Consider the following 15,851-nt stretch of genomic DNA (forward strand, 5'->3'; position numbering starts at 1 on the left):
ATGAATATCTTTAGCCGGCTGTATTTTAAATTGCACAGAAACTTTTACTTTTTTTGACTCATGTAATACTGCTGCCTTTTTGCAACACTGCGTTCTTTATCGTCTGCCAAACCCGAAGATCCTTTGTGCTGCTTCAGCCCGGACAGAAAAGTCTTAATGCCATATATGCTTTACTAATATTACTTACTACCTCACTATTCTCACATAAATGTATAATGCTTTTAACTAATTTAAAAATATCAGCATGCTGCCTCCTGTATTTTTTGGTATCTTCCATTTGCTACGTCCCTTTCAATAAATTTGAGAACTCTCTTTGAATTCAACTCATAATGTAACAATATTGTTATTTTGTTACATTAGTTGTAATAATAAATAGGTGAAATTAGTGCTTTTATCAAGTATAATACAAATTAGATATAATTGCTTAGCAATTTATTTATGTAATATTTCTTTATATTATTACTAATTAAATACATGAGAGAGGTGATATTTTATGACCGTTGAACCCATCAGAAGCAAGGTGAAGATTAAGCAAATGTACCATTACTTGGCTGGAAAGGAATCAAAATACGGTTTGCTTTTTAAGTTTGGCCTCAATACAGGACTTAGAATAAGCGACATTTTATCAGTTAGATTTAAAGATATTTGTAGTGAAGACGGTGAATTCCACGATTACTTTACTTTGAAGGAAAAGAAGACAGGAAAGGAGAAAAAAATCAAACTTAATAATTCTTTGCGTAAGGCCATTACGGCTTATATAAAAAACGAGAATCTCACCCCTGGCAGTTACCTTTTTTGGAGCAAAAAAGGCAGTCATTTGGGTAGAGTACAAGCGTATCGTGTTCTCAAAGAAGCGTCAGAAATAATAGGAATTGAGAACTTTGGCACTCATAGTCTTCGTAAAACTTGGGGATATTGGACTTATAAGGCATCGCGATATAACATAGGTCTAATCATGGATACTTTTAACCACAGTTCTCCAAACGTAACCTTAAGGTATATTGGCATTAGCCAAGATCAAAAGGATGAACTATATTCGCTTGTACAATTTTAGCGAAAATAAAATTTTCTTTAATATTTTGGAGGAATTTGCTGCATAATGTCGAATAATTTCTTATGAAACAAAATAACAATATTGTTACATGATGATTTGCAAACAATCCTTTAGTATATATTATATCCATTCCACAGCAATTGTATAGATGAAAAATACAGCTTAATACTTTAGGAATATCTATTTGATAGATTGTTTTTCATAAGTTGGTAACGCCCCCTAAGAACCAAGTATTTTTTACACCATTTAAAAAATTCAGGTGGCATAAAAATACCACCTGAGTCAAATTTCATTTTATAGTTCGTTGCTAAAGGAACTCATCATACCACCATTGCCACCCATCATTGCGCCATATTAGAGGATATTATTTTACAGATGAAATCTTATTTGTCGGGCTATCCCCAATGTTATTATTTATTCCTTGACTGTGACGTTCATTTAGTACATCTTTTAAAGCATTCCTAGCGTTAATACATATTGGAAACCCGGAGTATGCTGACATCTGCAGTATTACTTCTTTGATTTCGTTAATTGAACACCCAACATTCAACGCTCCGTTAATGTGAACCTTTAAGTGTTATCATCATATGCGACATAGGTAACAGACAGCTATAATACACGCTTATAGGCATTAATTTTATCATCGGCCACATATTCATTCCACTGCTCATCCCTCATAAGTCTAATAACATCTGATTCATGAATTTGGGAATATTTTTTTATCTTCATTGATAACCTCCTTGCATAAAATATACATAGACTTCATTATAAAATATAAAACTGATACGTAGAATATAGAGATTCCGATTTAACACAACAAACACAATATGCTCAGAGTCTCATGTAGTCGAACGTACTCGCCATGCTTGCAACCAAATTCCATTGCCGTTCCATATAAACTTTTAATGCAGAAGTGTTATTTTGATAAACCGTGTATACCGTTTCTAAGTCCAAATCGCTATCCAAGTCTATTTTCTCAATTGCATCCGCAGCCGCATACCCGCTTTCCATTCCTGCTGAAATGCCCTCACCCATAGGGTTAAGAAATCCTGCAGTTTCACCTGCAAACAGCATTTTCCCTTTTCCGTATTCTACAGGACATTTGGGCATAATGTGCGGCATAAGCCATTCTTCAGTTTTTTCTTGCCTTTCAATTTTTGCCTTGTGATGTTTTTCCATATAAGCAATAAATTCGAAATAATAATCTTTAAGTTTACTTGTGTCCTTAACAGACACGCCGAAAATAAGATAATCATCTTTTACATTAAACCACGCATCATATTCCGATAAATGGGGCTGTAAATAGGCATAAAAATAATGATGATCCAAATCTATAGAACCTTTATTGAAAGTCTGATAAGTAGTAATATAGTTTTGAGGTACATGAACAAGTTTTCGTTTAACAGAACCTACCACACCATCACATACAATGACTAACTTTGCTTTTTCGGAATATAAAGAAGTGCCTTTTAACTTTACAATAACACAATTCTCTTGTTCTTCACATGATAGGGCGATTGTTTCATCGCGTAATTCCGCACCAGCTTCGGTAGCTTTTGTTGCCAACCAATAATCAAAGGAACTCCGCCATATATTTAATCCTTCCTGTTCAAAACGGTACTCTTGGCCCTTGTCGTTGGTAAAAACCATGCCTCGATTATCCTTTGGCATACACATCGTAAACTCTGGTGTATCCTCGTCAAAGTATCGCTTTACCAAATCCATTGACTTCTTTATAAGAACACCGGAACAGGATTTATTTCTTGGTATCTTAAATTTTTCAACCAATAATACTTTATAGTCATTACAAGCCAATTCCCGTGCAGCGGTACAGCCTGTCGGGCCTGCACCAATGATTATTACATCATACATGGCGAATTCCTCCTAATTTTTATCCTATGATAGTATTTTCTCATCCTAAAAATGAACAATAAAAACACCATTACAACCAAGTAATAGTACTGAATATTTCAGATTTCAATATTTATTTTTAGTTATGTAAATGTCCAAAGCAACATTGGCCTTCTGTATGAGTTTAACAAGTGATACAAATATATACATTCCCAATACAATAAAAAATAGTATTATTGCATATTGAATAACGGAAAATATTTGAAACAGCGGACTCTCAGGCATGTTATCCCCCCCCCTCTTTATACAACATTTACTATATTGTACCATTAGACGGTATTATTTTACAATCGTTATTTTATTATAAACATACTGCATTCTCATAACTATATTTTTATTAAAGGATTATTAAAAACAAAGTAGCCCAGATGCCCAAAGTATCTACATTATTCTTAAATTTTGCATTGCAAATAGAAGCCTGCGAAGTTCTTTATAATAGTTTTTGTAATTCATTTAAATCAATAATAAATGTTTACTTTCATTCGTTTTATGCTATAATATAGGTAAAGACAATCGGACCGCATGATGCGGTTGCCACGAGATGAATTAAATAAAAATAATCACTCTGCGTAGCGGGCAGGGTGATTATTTTTTTGTCCTAAAATTCAAGACTGCTATAACGAACATTCCAAACAGTATCATCAAAGACAATACCTGGTATGTATTCATCATAGACAACCACCTCCTTCCTATGAGGAATAAAGGTGGCAACCACACCCTGCTTTATCCAACTGCCCTGTACATATGATATCATAAATATAGATATACCTTCAATATAGAAACTACAAGATATTCGGTTAAAATCATAAGCCCATCTCTTCCCAAAATCGTTTTATTATGTATAACAAAACCCGCTAACCTTTACGATTAGCGGGTTCCATTTGGTGGAGCTAAGGGGATTCGAACCCCTGACCCCCACACTGCCAGTGTAAGTTTTATCTTTATGTAACCCAAGATATCTTTCTGTAATTACCGATATTACTGGATTTTATCCATACGTCTCTATGTATTCCAAGATAACTTTTGACTACTTTTTATAACTTTAGTAGTCAAATAGTAGTCAATGACTACTGCTGTTGAAAGATAAAAAAACTAAACTTTTAATGGTTGTCTGCGAAATATAGTATTAGTCATTAATATTTAATTTTATATCTTCTTTTTTAGTAATTCTTCTAAACCTTCCAATCCACCTTCATATTGTATAACCTTTTTTATTCTTCGTCCTTTTCTAGAATAAATTTTAAAAGATACAATTAATTTATCCTTTTTAATCTTATCCCTTTTCTTAAATCTATTTGAAATATAATTAATTATTATTCCTATTAATATTTGTTTAAGGCTATCATCTTTAATTAATATGTCCGGCAGTGTAATGTTGTCACTTGATAACGGTTTCGTATTCGCCTCCGGAATCTCATCGGCTATATTAATTGTATATTCTATATTTTGAGTAATTATAAAATTATAAAAACAACCTGTCTCTTTTTTTAATTTATCAGATGCATCTTTGTCTATCATAGACTCTGAAAATAAGATTATATCTGTGCAAGAGCATTCATCTATTTCACTCCCTGAAAATCCTTTTGACTCTAGAATCTCTTCAATTGAAGAAATATTAGCGTCAGTTGCTATAGGCATTTGACGTTTAATGCGTTTTTCTTCAAAACTGCTTGGTTGCCGTAAAGATTCCGGTATACTTGTTTCCCCCATGAATTATTCACCTCTGATTATAAATATATTTATTAGTAGCCAGCCTATTGATTAACTATTTTATATCACAAATTCATGTGTAAAAACAAGTAAAGATTTTCGACATTATTAGACAAACAGAGCTCCCGGTAATCCAGAAGCCATGCACCAAATTTTAGTTTAATACAATAAAAATGTTTCCAAATATTGTTTCTTGAATTGTTTATAGGAACTATTTATAATCTAGATATCATAATAGAATAGAGGTGAGTGTGGTTGAGGAAATATACCCTCAAAATTGAGGTCCATTTGGATACAAATACTATTTTTTTGTTAGTATATATCTTTATGGTACTTCTATTTACAGCTTAAAAGAAAAACAAGATTGTGATTTAAAATCACATTCTTGTGAGGGTAGTATTAAAAATTAATTAAATATTCCTCATTATTACACCACAAACGGAAGAAAGCAGCAATATTTATTAACTTATTGATATTGCTGCTTTTGCGTTATTTCCTCATATACTATATAATTTTTGATTCATTCAGAAACATAAAATGCTCAAAATGAAAGGTAGCTGCAAATTATTGACACCGATGTTTGCAGTGATCCTTTCTTGTACAAACAAAATTAATAAATATTTGCTATCACGATGATAGAAAAGCAGCTCCTAAATATTGCGAGCTGCTTTGATTCTTATTTTATGAAATTAATTAAATCGTTGATTCTCTCTTGAGCTTGAGTCATCAACCATTGAACGGTAGCTTGTACATTTTGATCAGTACACATTTTAGAAAAACTAACTACAAATTCAGTGGCACTTTTAGCTTTTCCAAGTAAACTTTTTTTTTCTTCTTTGTCTTTACTTTTCAATCCTTTATTTAATTGAGTTGCAATTGTATCAATATTCTTCTGTAGTTCAGGTATGTTCCGGGCTTGCTCTAAGATACTGGCTAAAATTGCATCGTGTTTATTTATTTCTTGATAAATATTAGTATCGCCTATATGACCAATATCTCTGCCAGCATAAGTTAAGTTGCTAACTTTAAATTCTTTTATAATAATTTGTGGAGCTGCTCTCAATAAAGTATCTGAGTATTCAGTAAGTTCTGGTAAATCATCTAAAAACTGTCGCATAGAGACTGCTGAAGTTTCTTGCGAGCAAACGACAGAAGCAGATTGTTTTTTTGAACTTGTTTGTTTTTTTTTACTTCATTTCTGTAATTTTCAGATACAGAAAATATGGGAAATACTACATCTGATGTAAGTTCTATGTCATCATCACAACTCTCACAATATACAAAACCCTCAACCTCATCTTCGTACATTTTTGAAGCACATTCTGGACAACGTTTTTCATATTCCAATTCCAACATGTTTTGATCGGCTAAATAAACTAGACATTCAAAAATATTTTTCATGTCAATACCAAGGTCTTTTGCTGGCGCTGAAGGATAAAACTTTCTATACGCACTTACAGAAAATTCATTTATCCATTGAATTACGTTTTGAGTCATCCAAAAGTCTACCATGCAAAACACCTCCTATAAAAATAAAATCTACTCAAAATTCAACTTTGTTCTTAAAAATCTAATCGCCGTCTCAGTGGCGTAAGTCCTGAAGGATATACTATCAGTAGTTAAACCGATACGCACCGTATGTTGATTTTGTACTCCATCTTCATTTACATTAAATCTTACGAATCCATTCTGATGATGTAAGTATGGATTCCAACTAGCAAACAAAGGATGTTCTTTTAGATCATGTTCAGATTCCCTCCCTACTGATAGACCTAACTTATCCATGCCTGCTAGTACTATTGCAGAGAATGGTACTCCATAGAATTCCTCATCTTCTTCAAATAAAGCTCTGCAAAATTGTATATCTGCCAAAAATTTTGTTGAGTCTCCTTCATTAAAAAAACAGTCTAACGCCGCTAAAATATTTATAATCCCTTTTATTTGCTCAGGTTTTAATTCCTTAAAAATTTTATCCGGCATAGCATTAATCTCAATTAGACTTCCATCTAAAAGCTCAGCAAGTTTTTCAATATTTTGAGCGTAGTATTCAGTAGAATATCTATCAATCCCTTTAGAAGATTTTGTTGCAATAAGATGCCCAATTGTAGTTATAACTTTATTAGTTGCCTTTGAATCACATCTTATTTCTAGGTATCCATTTTCTTGATCTATAACAACAGTTGCTATAATTAACGTTGGCTGAGAGATTATTTCGGCTCCAACGTTTACTTTATTAATACCCGTCTTTACAAGCATCCTAACTATATATCTATTATCATTCTCTTTACATACACCAATAATTTTATCAGCTACTCCATCTACTGGCATATTTACTTTTTCCAATATATTTTCTCCTAGTTTTTCCTTAAAAACATTTTCTATGTCAATGTTTTTTTGTTCATCCGAAACATGATACCACGTTACACATGTCCTCCCACAAAATATCATTTCACTAACAAAATCCATCACATTTTCCTTTTTGTTACTACTATCTTTTATTTCATTCCATATATTTTCGGCTAATACTATCATTGGAACATTTGTAGCAATATCAAATTTAGATGCGACTTCTACAAGTTTCTCTCGTGGTAATCGTATAAGATCATATGGAAATATAAGATCACTTAATTTATTCATCTTTTGGTTTCTCCTGTAGATAATTGAAAAAAAAGGTTAAAATACTTGTTTAAATTATACTATATTTTAATCATAAATTAAAGCCACTAGATATCGAACAGAAACTAAATACGCTTCAATATATTGTGTTAACGTAATAACCAAATTCGCTATATGCACATACGCTAAACCACCTTTTGCAAACAAAAAATCGCCCTACCCGGACGATCTCTTTATATATAAAAAGCTTAACGCCTGTATGAAAAAAGGAGGAGAAATGAAAAAAAGTTTGTCAGTTGCCTTATTAATATAGTATCACCTAAATGTAGATATTTTATGAACAAAGTGTAAACAAAAAAAATAAGTCCCAGGTCTCCCCAGGACTGTTCATTACAAAGAATATTTAAAAGATACGATTTTAAACCACACCTTTTTCATTTAATCTCTCCTTTCTACGCTTACGCTCCGCTCTCATTCCGTAAATATACCCTAGCTGATAGATTGATCCCAACGCGATACCCATGCTTTTATATTTGCGCATAACACGATCAAAAACTCTTGATATAAGGTAGCGCGGTGTCATGGTAAGTGTAGTTTTTTCGTATATCTTTTCGAACTCATATACTTCTCTCTCTATTAAGCCCTCTTCTCTGCTTCTTATAAGTTCTTTCATTATGCACTTGCTCCCCTCTTTTGTTTTTTATAATCTTCAGTTTATTTCCTTTCCGTGTGGTTTAGGCATTCACATATCATAGCTGCAGAATTGTTGTATAAGAATTATATAACCTTAATATATCCAGTTGCCGAGCTTTGTTAAGACGATATGCACTACCATGATGTGGATCGTAAAACAAAAGATTCTTTCCTTCCAATTCCTTTAATACTTCATCATCTAGCATATCAATAATGTCAATCGGCTGTTCTTCAGAAGGACTATCTTGTCCATTTGAAGGGTTGTATTTTGCTTCTATTTGACGTCTACACCTTTTACAGTATACAAATACTCCTTTCGCTTCCGGTGTTACCTGGCACAGTTTTGTGCCATCATGAGGGCAGTAGAACCATTGTTTCATTGTATATCCCCCTCTCCATTCAAAAGAGAACTTATTAAATCACGCTGTCCGTCTTGATATGCTTTTTGGTAAACACTTTCAGTAACAATACTTACTATTTCCGCATGTGAAGATGCTATATTATCATTTGTATCAAAGTCAAATTTCTCCAATTGCTGTTCAAATTCATCCTGGGCTTTTTTAAGCTTTGTATTATTTTTCAAGAAACCAAAAAGCATATCATCAAACTTATTTCCATCTAGCATTTTAAATAACAGCACTCTGCATGCCTCCTTCTATTCGCGTCCATGATTATTACTATATTTAGAATTATATTACTATTTTCGTAATTAGTCAATACCTTTATCGTAATTTTATTATCATGTATTGAATAATAATATTGTTTTATGTATAATATTTACTATATTAGTAATCAAAGGAGAGAAAATATAATGATCAAAATTAAAATATCTAATTTGCTCGGAACACATAAAATGTCTCAAAAAGATTTAGCAGATAAAACAGGTATTAGAGCAGCTACTATTAGCACTTACTATCATGAAACTGTAAAACACATTGCAGTTGAGCATTTAGACAAATTATGTAAGGCATTTGATTGTTCTATATCCGATCTACTAGAATATATACCTGATAAAAAATAAAATAAACGAATAAATATAAAGTCAATGGTAAATAATAACATTAACTGTTAAATATTCGTAAGAGGTTACGATATAGTTTTCTGCGTTGCCCTAACTAAAACATGCGACAGTGGCGTTACATCCTCTACAAATAATTAAGATCTTTTTAAGAAGGTAGAACATCTTCAAAAATAAAACATAGTAGCTAGGTAAATCCAATTTTGGATTGGCTATTTTTTTCAGGACAATCATGGGAAAAAATGTAGTAGCATGTTTGGTGTCAGCAATAGCGAAGAAGATACAAAAATTTCTTTAAAGTCGACATAGAATCTTAGATACAAAGATTACTCCCGACGAAATTCGTCGACTTGGCATTGAGAAACCGTAAGGTGAAACTCCTGCAAGAGTAATACTTATAACCGAATCAGGTTATCTAATGCTAGTAGAATATTTTACTGATGATTTAGCTTGAGAAGTTCAAAGGCAGCTGGTAAATTCATATTTGAAAGTTGAAGTAGCAAAGAAAATTATTTATGAAAAAATAATGCCGATATTAAAAAGTATTAGAGGAGATGATGCGCAATGAGTGAACAGAAAACGAAAGTTAAAAAACAAAATATACCAATTAAAGAGGCAGCAGAAATTATGGGTAAATCTCAGCAATTTGTAAGATTAGGACTCCAAAGAGGCGAACTTCCATTTGGTAAAGCAATAAAAATGTCAAGCCTATGGACATATCATATAAGTCCTAAATTATTTTATGAGTATCTGGGAATTAATAGCTGCCTTGATGAAGTCAGGAAGGAGGAGGTTTAATACCAAATCTAATTATAATTCAAGGAGTAAAAGGGTACATCGATAAAAATAATACAATTCAATTGCCACTTATGGCAAAGAATTAAACCGATGAGAAGAGAAGATATTTATTTGTAATTTCACTAAAACCATAGGTCTGTACGAAATTCGTGCCGACCTTTTATTACTTCCGACGAATTTCGTCGGTAATAAAAAGAGGTATGCGGACATCTCGGTCTTGGCCATTGTGCTGTAAATGACATGCTCAAGAAAGGCGAGTTACCGCACACCAAGGCAAAAAACCGCATAAGGGTATTTGCAACTGATCTAAGAGCATATTTAGATAGCAGAAAAGTTGGGAGTATTTGAGAAAGTGAGGTTAGTATGAGCAATTTAATCCCAGTAGATGATTTTGGAGTAACGGAAAAAAGAAGAATTCCGGTAGTAAGCAGTCGTAAGATTGCTGAAAAATTTGATAAAAGACACGACAATGTTTTGAGAGATATTGAATCATTAGATTGCAGTAAAGAATTTTCAGCCCTCAATTTTGAGGAGTCAAATACCACTGCACAAATAAAAAAAACCGGGGTACTTTAACCCCGGCAAATGAAATAATAGAAGCAATCTGTACGAAATAAAGATGATTTTGGTAGTCCGTTTGAAATTTTGCATTCAGGCCTCAAACCGGCTGTCAGATATGCGCTTTACCGTCTCAACACCCAAGACAATATTTATTTTACCAGTCCGCTTTATCCATCAGGATCCCCATGTGTTTTGCTGAAGCCTGATTATATTTATGGCTACGTTGGAGTTTCTCAAGTGCTTCAATCTTCTCACGTATAGCTTTCTCGAATTCTTGTCTTTGAGTGTTATATTCCTGAATTTTTTTGCTAATCTGACTATCAAATTTGGCCTTTTCTCTCTCTGCCTTTTCTCTGTATTTTACTGTGCTTTTAAGCATGTCTTTAATAACCGGATTGCACTTAGTTTTAAGAATGCTTTTATATTCATCTATTTCATATCGAATATCTTTCTTTTTCTGTGCTAATTCTTGAAGCTTATTTTTATCTGTTTCAAACATGTACTGCGTTTCCATTTCAGCTAATTCTCTTTCAAGCCTTGGAATCTCGGCACCTGCAGCACTCTTTTTATTCTTCATTTTTATTTTTAATTCATGTACTTTATCAATTTCCTCAAGGTATAATCTGCTTTCTTTCTGAACTTCATCAGTTAATAATAATTCGGTATCGTTTAAATTTTGTTTCATAGTTGGTAATCTCCTTTATAATTTATTAGATTCTTTTTTCTTTCATTTTCAATAGCTTTAATTGAGTTTCCATCTGTTTGGCGCTAACTTCTTCAAACATTATTCCATCTACTAACCCATATGCTAAAGCCTGGTCCGGTGTGAGCCATGTTTCTTTATCCATGAACTTCAATAACTCTTGTTGACTCATGCCGCTTTTAAGCCGGTAGGCATTTGCAATTGTGTCATTGGTATTTTTCAATACCATTGCCATGTGTTCCATGTCTCTGTAATCCCCTGAGGTTCTTGAACTTACATTGTGCATCATAAGCTGTGATGTGGGAGACATTAAGACTTTTTTACCTGACATTGCGATAACACTTGCAGCCGAAGCAGCTAACCCTGTAATCTTTACTGTTACATTCCCGGGATATGATTTTAACGTGGTATATATTTCAGATCCAGCAAAGACATGACCTCCAGGACTATTTACATACACTTCTAGATCTTCGCCTTTCGCTTTTTCTATTTCTTCATCTACCTTTTTAGGACTTGTCGCTTCCATATTGAGCCAATCATATATCCATTGTTCATCACTGGACACTATGTAACCCTTGATATTTATTACCGCCATAGCCATAGCCCCCTTAAGTTATCTTCTTCTTAATTCATCTAACTTTCTTTGTGCCTCTTCTTTGGTAGTAGCTTTACTATCAACTCTGTAGCCTCTCCAGTTATTCTGTTTCATTGTTTCAATGGTGCCCACGATGGTTTTTTCTGTATCAGTCATTGCAGTTTTCTTTTTATTTTCTGCCCATGCTTCAAGTACCATGATTTGTTCATTTGATAATTTTTTATGTGTCATTTTTTCCATTTTACATTACTCCTAGTACAATATAGTTGTAATCAATCAGCAACACTTTAGTTGCTGGAATTACCAAATCTTAATACTTAACATAACTTTGAACATATCGTATCTAAACCTTAAGCAAATCAATAGGCTTCTCACCTTAGCCTACTGCCAGTATTTGGCTGGCCTGTACCTTGACAATCATGTATAATGCTTTTCGGACTCGGAGGGTTGATGGAATTCCTCCTGGGACGGCTCCTCATGGAGACGACTACCCGTAATTAAGACTGTCTATCCATTCCGGTAAGTTTACATGATTTGGCTGGTTGAGGCCGGCTTTTTAGCTGGTTCCTCGTGTCACATGCTAGGTTGCATACTTACAGGAGTAGGAATGGATGCTCCATTGTCCACAATACAAAAAAATGAAGGAGGCTTTTTTATGAACCAGGTTCCTGTTACCGGGATCGATGTGGGTAAGCGGTTCTCAGAGATGGCAATTCTCTCACCTTCAAATCAGGTGTATGCCCGCATCCGGATTAACCATGATGCCTATTCCAACTTTGACAGAGCCTTTGAGCTCCTTAGAAAAGCAGAAAAGGAGTTTGAAGCAAAGCCTGTCGTCATCATGGAATCCACCGGCCATTACCACAAAATCCTTTTCCAAACCCTCACGAAGAATGGATATGAGGTTTGCGTCATAAACCCCATCCAATCTGATTCTATCAAAAATATTCGGGTTAGGAAAGTAAAAAATGATAAAGTGGATGCTAAGAGGATTGCCTTACTGTACCGTTTCGGACAGCTTAAAACCACCAATATTCCTCACGAAGACATAGATTGCCTAAGAAGCCTTTGCCGCCACTACTACAAGCTTTCTGACCAGCTTACTGCCTATAAGAACAGGCTCTTGGGTATTGTTGACCAGCTTTTCTTAAGCTTTACCGAAGTCTTCAAGGATGTTTCCTCCTGCACTGCACTAGCGATTCTTGAAAAATATCCTACACCTGAGGATATCCTCAAAGCCGATAGACAGAAATTGATTTCTCTTATACAAAAGACCGCCAGGAAAAACATTAAATGGGCTACAGGTAAATACGAATCACTTTGTTCCAAGGCCAGCAACTTCAAGCCTTTGAGCATTAATTCCATTGCCAATGCTGCAATGCTTAAAGCCAATATTGTCATGATTAAAACCTTGATGCAATCTCTGGATGCAGCCGTTGAAGCTATCCACGAGCTTTTGGACAAGGATGCTTCAAAGGATATGCCGGTTCTATCTTTGACGATCGAACTACTGTGCTCCATCCCCGGTATCGGACTACTGACTGCAGCTACTATTATAGCTGAAATCGGAGATTTTAGTGCTTTCTCCAAGCCGGACAAGCTGGTTGCTTACTTCGGTGTAGACCCCTCTGTTACTCAATCAGGTCAATTTGAAGGTACTGAAAACAAGATGTCCAAACGGGGTCCTAGATTGCTTAGACGAGTAGTTTTCACGACCGCTCTGGCTAATGTACGTAAGAAACGTAATGGCCAGGAACACAATCCGGTATTGTATGAATACTACCGAAAAAAATGCCTAAGTAAGCCTAAAAAAGTAGCACTAGGTGCAGTAATGCATAAGCTGGTTTCAATCATCTTTGCTGTTCTCAGAGATAGAAAACCATTTGTTTTAAGAATGCCTGAAGAACATGCAAAAATGCTTATAGCAAAGAATTCAGCGGCTTAATACATACATGCTCAATGTTTAGTTTTCAATGTCCAGAGACCGGCTATTTTATGTTTACCAAAAGTAGGTGGTTTTGTTGTCATGCCTATATTCAAGGCACTTGCTTTAAAATATTTTTAAAGAAAATTTCTTAAAACCTATTGACAACAATTAGCTGGTCTTAATCTTTATTGTTATATTCCAGTGCCATCATTCTCTCAGTTATTTTCTGGCACCATTTATATAGTTAAGTAGTTCATCTGTCTCGATCATATCCTCCGGGGCCAATTCTGTAAGTTGCTTAATTATGCTTGAATGGTTTTTAATCATAGTGTTATATATCTCAACCTCAGGAGACTTTTTTGTCCCCCATTGGTTTTCGCCATTCTGATATTCGGATACAACCCCATCTTTGTTTATAGTTTCTTGCAGATCTTCTAGCGTTACTGTCATAAAAGCTGCATTTTCAATTAGAGACTTTGCTATTTTCAACTTACTTTCATCAATATTCTCAAATATAGAATTCAGCCGTTTTATTTCTGCTGATATTCTTTTATGTTTATCTGATTTTTTCAAAGAATCGCTTCCTTTCTGTACTACACCCCTTATGTGTGTATCACGCAGTAAAATTGTTGCTCACCTTCGGTCTCCGTGGCTTAACCACGGCCATTTTTATGGGGGGGAGTATTAGACCCCAATCTTTCGATGATCTTATTAACCTCTTCTTCAATTTCCATCAGCGTCATTGCGGCTCTTTCGGTTGAACTTGTAAAAGTGTATTTAAAATTATTTAAACCACTTGCAAATGCGGTACTTTCAATACATGGGCCTGCATACTCTTCCCATAATTTTTGCAATTTTCCTTTCATTCTTAATCGACTCAGCCCTGCTCTTCTTATTTGATGCACTCTTTCTGTAGATATCTTAAAAGCTTCTGCAATATCCCTGGTAGCATCTCCTGCATAATAGTAATTTCTGATAATTTGTTCTTCGCGGCTTGGAAGTTTTTCTAATGCTTCTTCAATTGCCTCTTTCAATTCTTCTAATGCGGCAGCTTCTTCATGAGCCATCAAACTTTCATCTTCCAAGGTGTCTACTAAAGTGAGATTATCCCTGTCCGGTAAATCCTCATCCAGTGAATCAGCATTAAGCCGAGTTACTTTTACATATCTCCAAAGATGTCTTTTTAAGGCTGTAGTATAGTAACTGATAAACTTTATATTTCTAGCTGGGTTATAATGCTTTACGGCTTTTACTAAGGCAATATAACTTTCTTGTAATAAATCCTCACTTTCCTGTGGATCTTTAGCAATCCAATTGCATATGCGGTTAATCATCCCTAGATTGTTCTTATATAGCTGCTCTATTGCATATTTCTCACCTCTATCCGCATTTTCTATAAGAGCCTCATTGCTTACATTCTGAGTATTCATGACCTAAAACTCCTTCAATTTTATTTTCACTATCATGGGTCACCTCCTTTTATATTCCGTTTTTCTGCTGCCGCTGCTCTCTTATGCCCTTTCCCCCTTTTAATGGCCTCCATCAAAATATCCTGCGGAAGTTTAAAAAGTTCATTTTCATAAACAACTAGCACGCATTTACTGCATTGCAATACAAACTGTTTATTCTGCGCCATCACTTCACTCCCTTAAACCCCTCTAAGACTTCTTCCGGTGTCATAGTGTGATTAAATCTTTCTTCAAATGTTCTATATATTTGGTTCAGCAAGTCACATACCGCCCGGTATCCTTCCAGATCTTGCTCTGTTGCTGCATCCCCTTTACTATCCAGCTCTTTTTCTACTGACTTAGTAAAGCGCAGCAGGCTATTATAATACTTTTTAAGATTTTCAATCACGTCTATCATGCTCCGCAACCTCCATTCAGATGCTTATAAGTCGGCAAAGCATTGTATATCTTTCTATATGCAATATCATAAGCTTCCGAGTTAACCAACTCCGGCTTATTTGCATCGAATCCCACCAAAGTACATAGCTTTTGTTTTAGTCCTCCTTTCCCATACCATACGCGGTTAGCGCAAAAATCATGGCATTTAGATCCTCTATATAAAAGTGCCCGATTATATAAGCTCTGCAACTCAGGTTCAATCTTCACTATTTGCTCCCAGGTCATCATTAATCAATCCTTTCTATTTTTTAGATATAGTCTCGCAAGCTTTCGCAACCTTTTAGCAAGGATATTTTTAGAACCTTGCGAGATAGAACCATTGATATTACTGACTTTCGCAACCTTTCGCAAGCTTCAC

At 34.5% G+C, this 15,851-nt stretch carries 23 protein-coding genes; 5 read left to right on the forward strand and 18 right to left on the reverse strand.

Going from position 1 to position 15,851, the window contains the following annotated elements:
- The first annotated feature begins 493 nt into the window (after positions 1 to 493).
- Positions 494 to 1,054 (forward strand): tyrosine-type recombinase/integrase, encoded by a 561-nt coding sequence (locus QKW49_RS06625; RefSeq protein WP_282866759.1) that lies wholly within the window; start codon positions 494 to 496, stop codon positions 1,052 to 1,054.
- A 364-nt stretch (positions 1,055 to 1,418) separates the two neighbouring features.
- Here QKW49_RS06625 and QKW49_RS06630 read toward each other — a convergent pair whose 3' ends face one another.
- The 10 genes from QKW49_RS06630 to QKW49_RS06675 form a co-directional block, all read right to left on the reverse strand.
- A complete protein-coding gene (locus QKW49_RS06630; RefSeq protein WP_282868081.1) occupies positions 1,419 to 1,616 on the reverse strand; it encodes a carboxymuconolactone decarboxylase family protein in 198 nt (65 codons plus the stop codon).
- A gap of 269 nt (positions 1,617 to 1,885) precedes the next feature.
- Positions 1,886 to 2,926: an NAD(P)/FAD-dependent oxidoreductase gene (locus tag QKW49_RS06635; protein ID WP_282866760.1), complete on the reverse strand. Its 1,041-nt coding sequence runs from the start codon at positions 2,924 to 2,926 to the stop codon at positions 1,886 to 1,888.
- A gap of 637 nt (positions 2,927 to 3,563) precedes the next feature.
- Positions 3,564 to 3,719, reverse strand: coding sequence for a hypothetical protein (locus tag QKW49_RS06640; protein WP_282866761.1), 156 nt, complete (start codon positions 3,717 to 3,719; stop codon positions 3,564 to 3,566).
- 392 nt (positions 3,720 to 4,111) lie between these two features.
- Positions 4,112 to 4,675, reverse strand: a complete 564-nt coding sequence (locus QKW49_RS06645) for a hypothetical protein (protein WP_282866762.1) — start codon at positions 4,673 to 4,675, stop codon at positions 4,112 to 4,114.
- A 676-nt stretch (positions 4,676 to 5,351) separates the two neighbouring features.
- On the reverse strand, positions 5,352 to 5,792 hold the full coding sequence (locus tag QKW49_RS06650; RefSeq protein ID WP_282866764.1) for a hypothetical protein: 441 nt from the start codon (positions 5,790 to 5,792) through the stop codon (positions 5,352 to 5,354).
- Positions 5,777 to 6,187, reverse strand: coding sequence for a hypothetical protein (locus tag QKW49_RS06655; RefSeq protein WP_282866766.1), 411 nt, complete (start codon positions 6,185 to 6,187; stop codon positions 5,777 to 5,779). Before QKW49_RS06655 ends, QKW49_RS06650 begins: the two co-directional genes overlap by 16 nt.
- Positions 6,188 to 6,214: 27 nt before the next feature.
- On the reverse strand, positions 6,215 to 7,312 hold the full coding sequence (locus QKW49_RS06660) for a hypothetical protein (protein WP_282866767.1): 1,098 nt from the start codon (positions 7,310 to 7,312) through the stop codon (positions 6,215 to 6,217).
- 397 nt (positions 7,313 to 7,709) lie between these two features.
- On the reverse strand, positions 7,710 to 7,964 hold the full coding sequence (locus QKW49_RS06665; protein ID WP_282866768.1) for a hypothetical protein: 255 nt from the start codon (positions 7,962 to 7,964) through the stop codon (positions 7,710 to 7,712).
- 76 nt (positions 7,965 to 8,040) lie between these two features.
- Positions 8,041 to 8,364, reverse strand: coding sequence for a hypothetical protein (locus QKW49_RS06670; protein WP_282866769.1), 324 nt, complete (start codon positions 8,362 to 8,364; stop codon positions 8,041 to 8,043).
- Complete coding sequence (locus QKW49_RS06675; protein ID WP_282866770.1) at positions 8,361 to 8,624, reverse strand: hypothetical protein; 264 nt, start codon at positions 8,622 to 8,624, stop codon at positions 8,361 to 8,363. The genes QKW49_RS06670 and QKW49_RS06675 overlap by 4 nt, the downstream gene beginning before the upstream one ends.
- Before the next feature lie 171 nt (positions 8,625 to 8,795).
- On the opposite strand from QKW49_RS06675, the gene QKW49_RS06680 reads away from it, so the two are divergent.
- The 3 genes from QKW49_RS06680 to QKW49_RS06690 all read left to right on the forward strand — a co-directional run bounded on the left by QKW49_RS06680 (position 8,796) and on the right by QKW49_RS06690 (position 10,376).
- Positions 8,796 to 9,005, forward strand: a complete 210-nt coding sequence (locus QKW49_RS06680; RefSeq protein ID WP_282866772.1) for a helix-turn-helix transcriptional regulator — start codon at positions 8,796 to 8,798, stop codon at positions 9,003 to 9,005.
- A 561-nt stretch (positions 9,006 to 9,566) separates the two neighbouring features.
- The gene (locus QKW49_RS06685; RefSeq protein ID WP_282866773.1) at positions 9,567 to 9,800 is read left to right on the forward strand and encodes a hypothetical protein; all 234 of its coding nucleotides are present in this window, start codon (positions 9,567 to 9,569) and stop codon (positions 9,798 to 9,800) included.
- A 363-nt stretch (positions 9,801 to 10,163) separates the two neighbouring features.
- Positions 10,164 to 10,376, forward strand: coding sequence for a Rha family transcriptional regulator (locus tag QKW49_RS06690; RefSeq protein WP_282866774.1), 213 nt, complete (start codon positions 10,164 to 10,166; stop codon positions 10,374 to 10,376).
- 139 nt (positions 10,377 to 10,515) lie between these two features.
- On the opposite strand, the gene QKW49_RS06695 is transcribed toward QKW49_RS06690, so the two are convergent.
- From QKW49_RS06695 to QKW49_RS06705, 3 genes are read right to left on the reverse strand one after another with little or no spacing between them, the layout of a single operon-like run.
- Positions 10,516 to 11,046, reverse strand: a complete 531-nt coding sequence (locus QKW49_RS06695; RefSeq protein ID WP_282866775.1) for a hypothetical protein — start codon at positions 11,044 to 11,046, stop codon at positions 10,516 to 10,518.
- Positions 11,047 to 11,071: 25 nt separating this feature from the next.
- Positions 11,072 to 11,659: a head maturation protease, ClpP-related gene (locus tag QKW49_RS06700; RefSeq protein ID WP_282866776.1), complete on the reverse strand. Its 588-nt coding sequence runs from the start codon at positions 11,657 to 11,659 to the stop codon at positions 11,072 to 11,074.
- A gap of 18 nt (positions 11,660 to 11,677) precedes the next feature.
- The gene (locus tag QKW49_RS06705; RefSeq protein ID WP_282866777.1) at positions 11,678 to 11,899 is read right to left on the reverse strand and encodes a hypothetical protein; all 222 of its coding nucleotides are present in this window, start codon (positions 11,897 to 11,899) and stop codon (positions 11,678 to 11,680) included.
- Positions 11,900 to 12,314: 415 nt separating this feature from the next.
- On the opposite strand from QKW49_RS06705, the gene QKW49_RS06710 reads away from it, so the two are divergent.
- A complete protein-coding gene (locus tag QKW49_RS06710) occupies positions 12,315 to 13,604 on the forward strand; it encodes an IS110 family transposase (RefSeq protein WP_282866218.1) in 1,290 nt (429 codons plus the stop codon).
- A gap of 201 nt (positions 13,605 to 13,805) precedes the next feature.
- Here QKW49_RS06710 and QKW49_RS06715 read toward each other — a convergent pair whose 3' ends face one another.
- From QKW49_RS06715 to QKW49_RS06735, 5 genes are all read right to left on the reverse strand, one after another.
- Complete coding sequence (locus QKW49_RS06715; RefSeq protein ID WP_282866778.1) at positions 13,806 to 14,159, reverse strand: hypothetical protein; 354 nt, start codon at positions 14,157 to 14,159, stop codon at positions 13,806 to 13,808.
- 80 nt (positions 14,160 to 14,239) lie between these two features.
- Positions 14,240 to 15,016 carry a sigma-70 family RNA polymerase sigma factor gene (locus QKW49_RS06720; protein ID WP_282866779.1) on the reverse strand — a complete coding sequence of 259 codons (777 nt, stop codon included), beginning with the start codon at positions 15,014 to 15,016 and terminating at the stop codon, positions 14,240 to 14,242.
- A 32-nt stretch (positions 15,017 to 15,048) separates the two neighbouring features.
- Positions 15,049 to 15,222: a hypothetical protein gene (locus QKW49_RS06725; RefSeq protein ID WP_282866781.1), complete on the reverse strand. Its 174-nt coding sequence runs from the start codon at positions 15,220 to 15,222 to the stop codon at positions 15,049 to 15,051.
- A complete protein-coding gene (locus QKW49_RS06730; RefSeq protein ID WP_282866782.1) occupies positions 15,222 to 15,452 on the reverse strand; it encodes a hypothetical protein in 231 nt (76 codons plus the stop codon). Before QKW49_RS06730 ends, QKW49_RS06725 begins: the two co-directional genes overlap by 1 nt.
- Positions 15,449 to 15,700 carry a hypothetical protein gene (locus QKW49_RS06735; RefSeq protein WP_282866783.1) on the reverse strand — a complete coding sequence of 84 codons (252 nt, stop codon included), beginning with the start codon at positions 15,698 to 15,700 and terminating at the stop codon, positions 15,449 to 15,451. Before QKW49_RS06735 ends, QKW49_RS06730 begins: the two co-directional genes overlap by 4 nt.
- Between the last annotated feature and the right edge of the window lie 151 nt (positions 15,701 to 15,851).

This window comes from Petroclostridium sp. X23 (assembly GCF_030013905.1).
GTDB lineage: Bacteria > Bacillota > Clostridia > SK-Y3 > SK-Y3 > X23.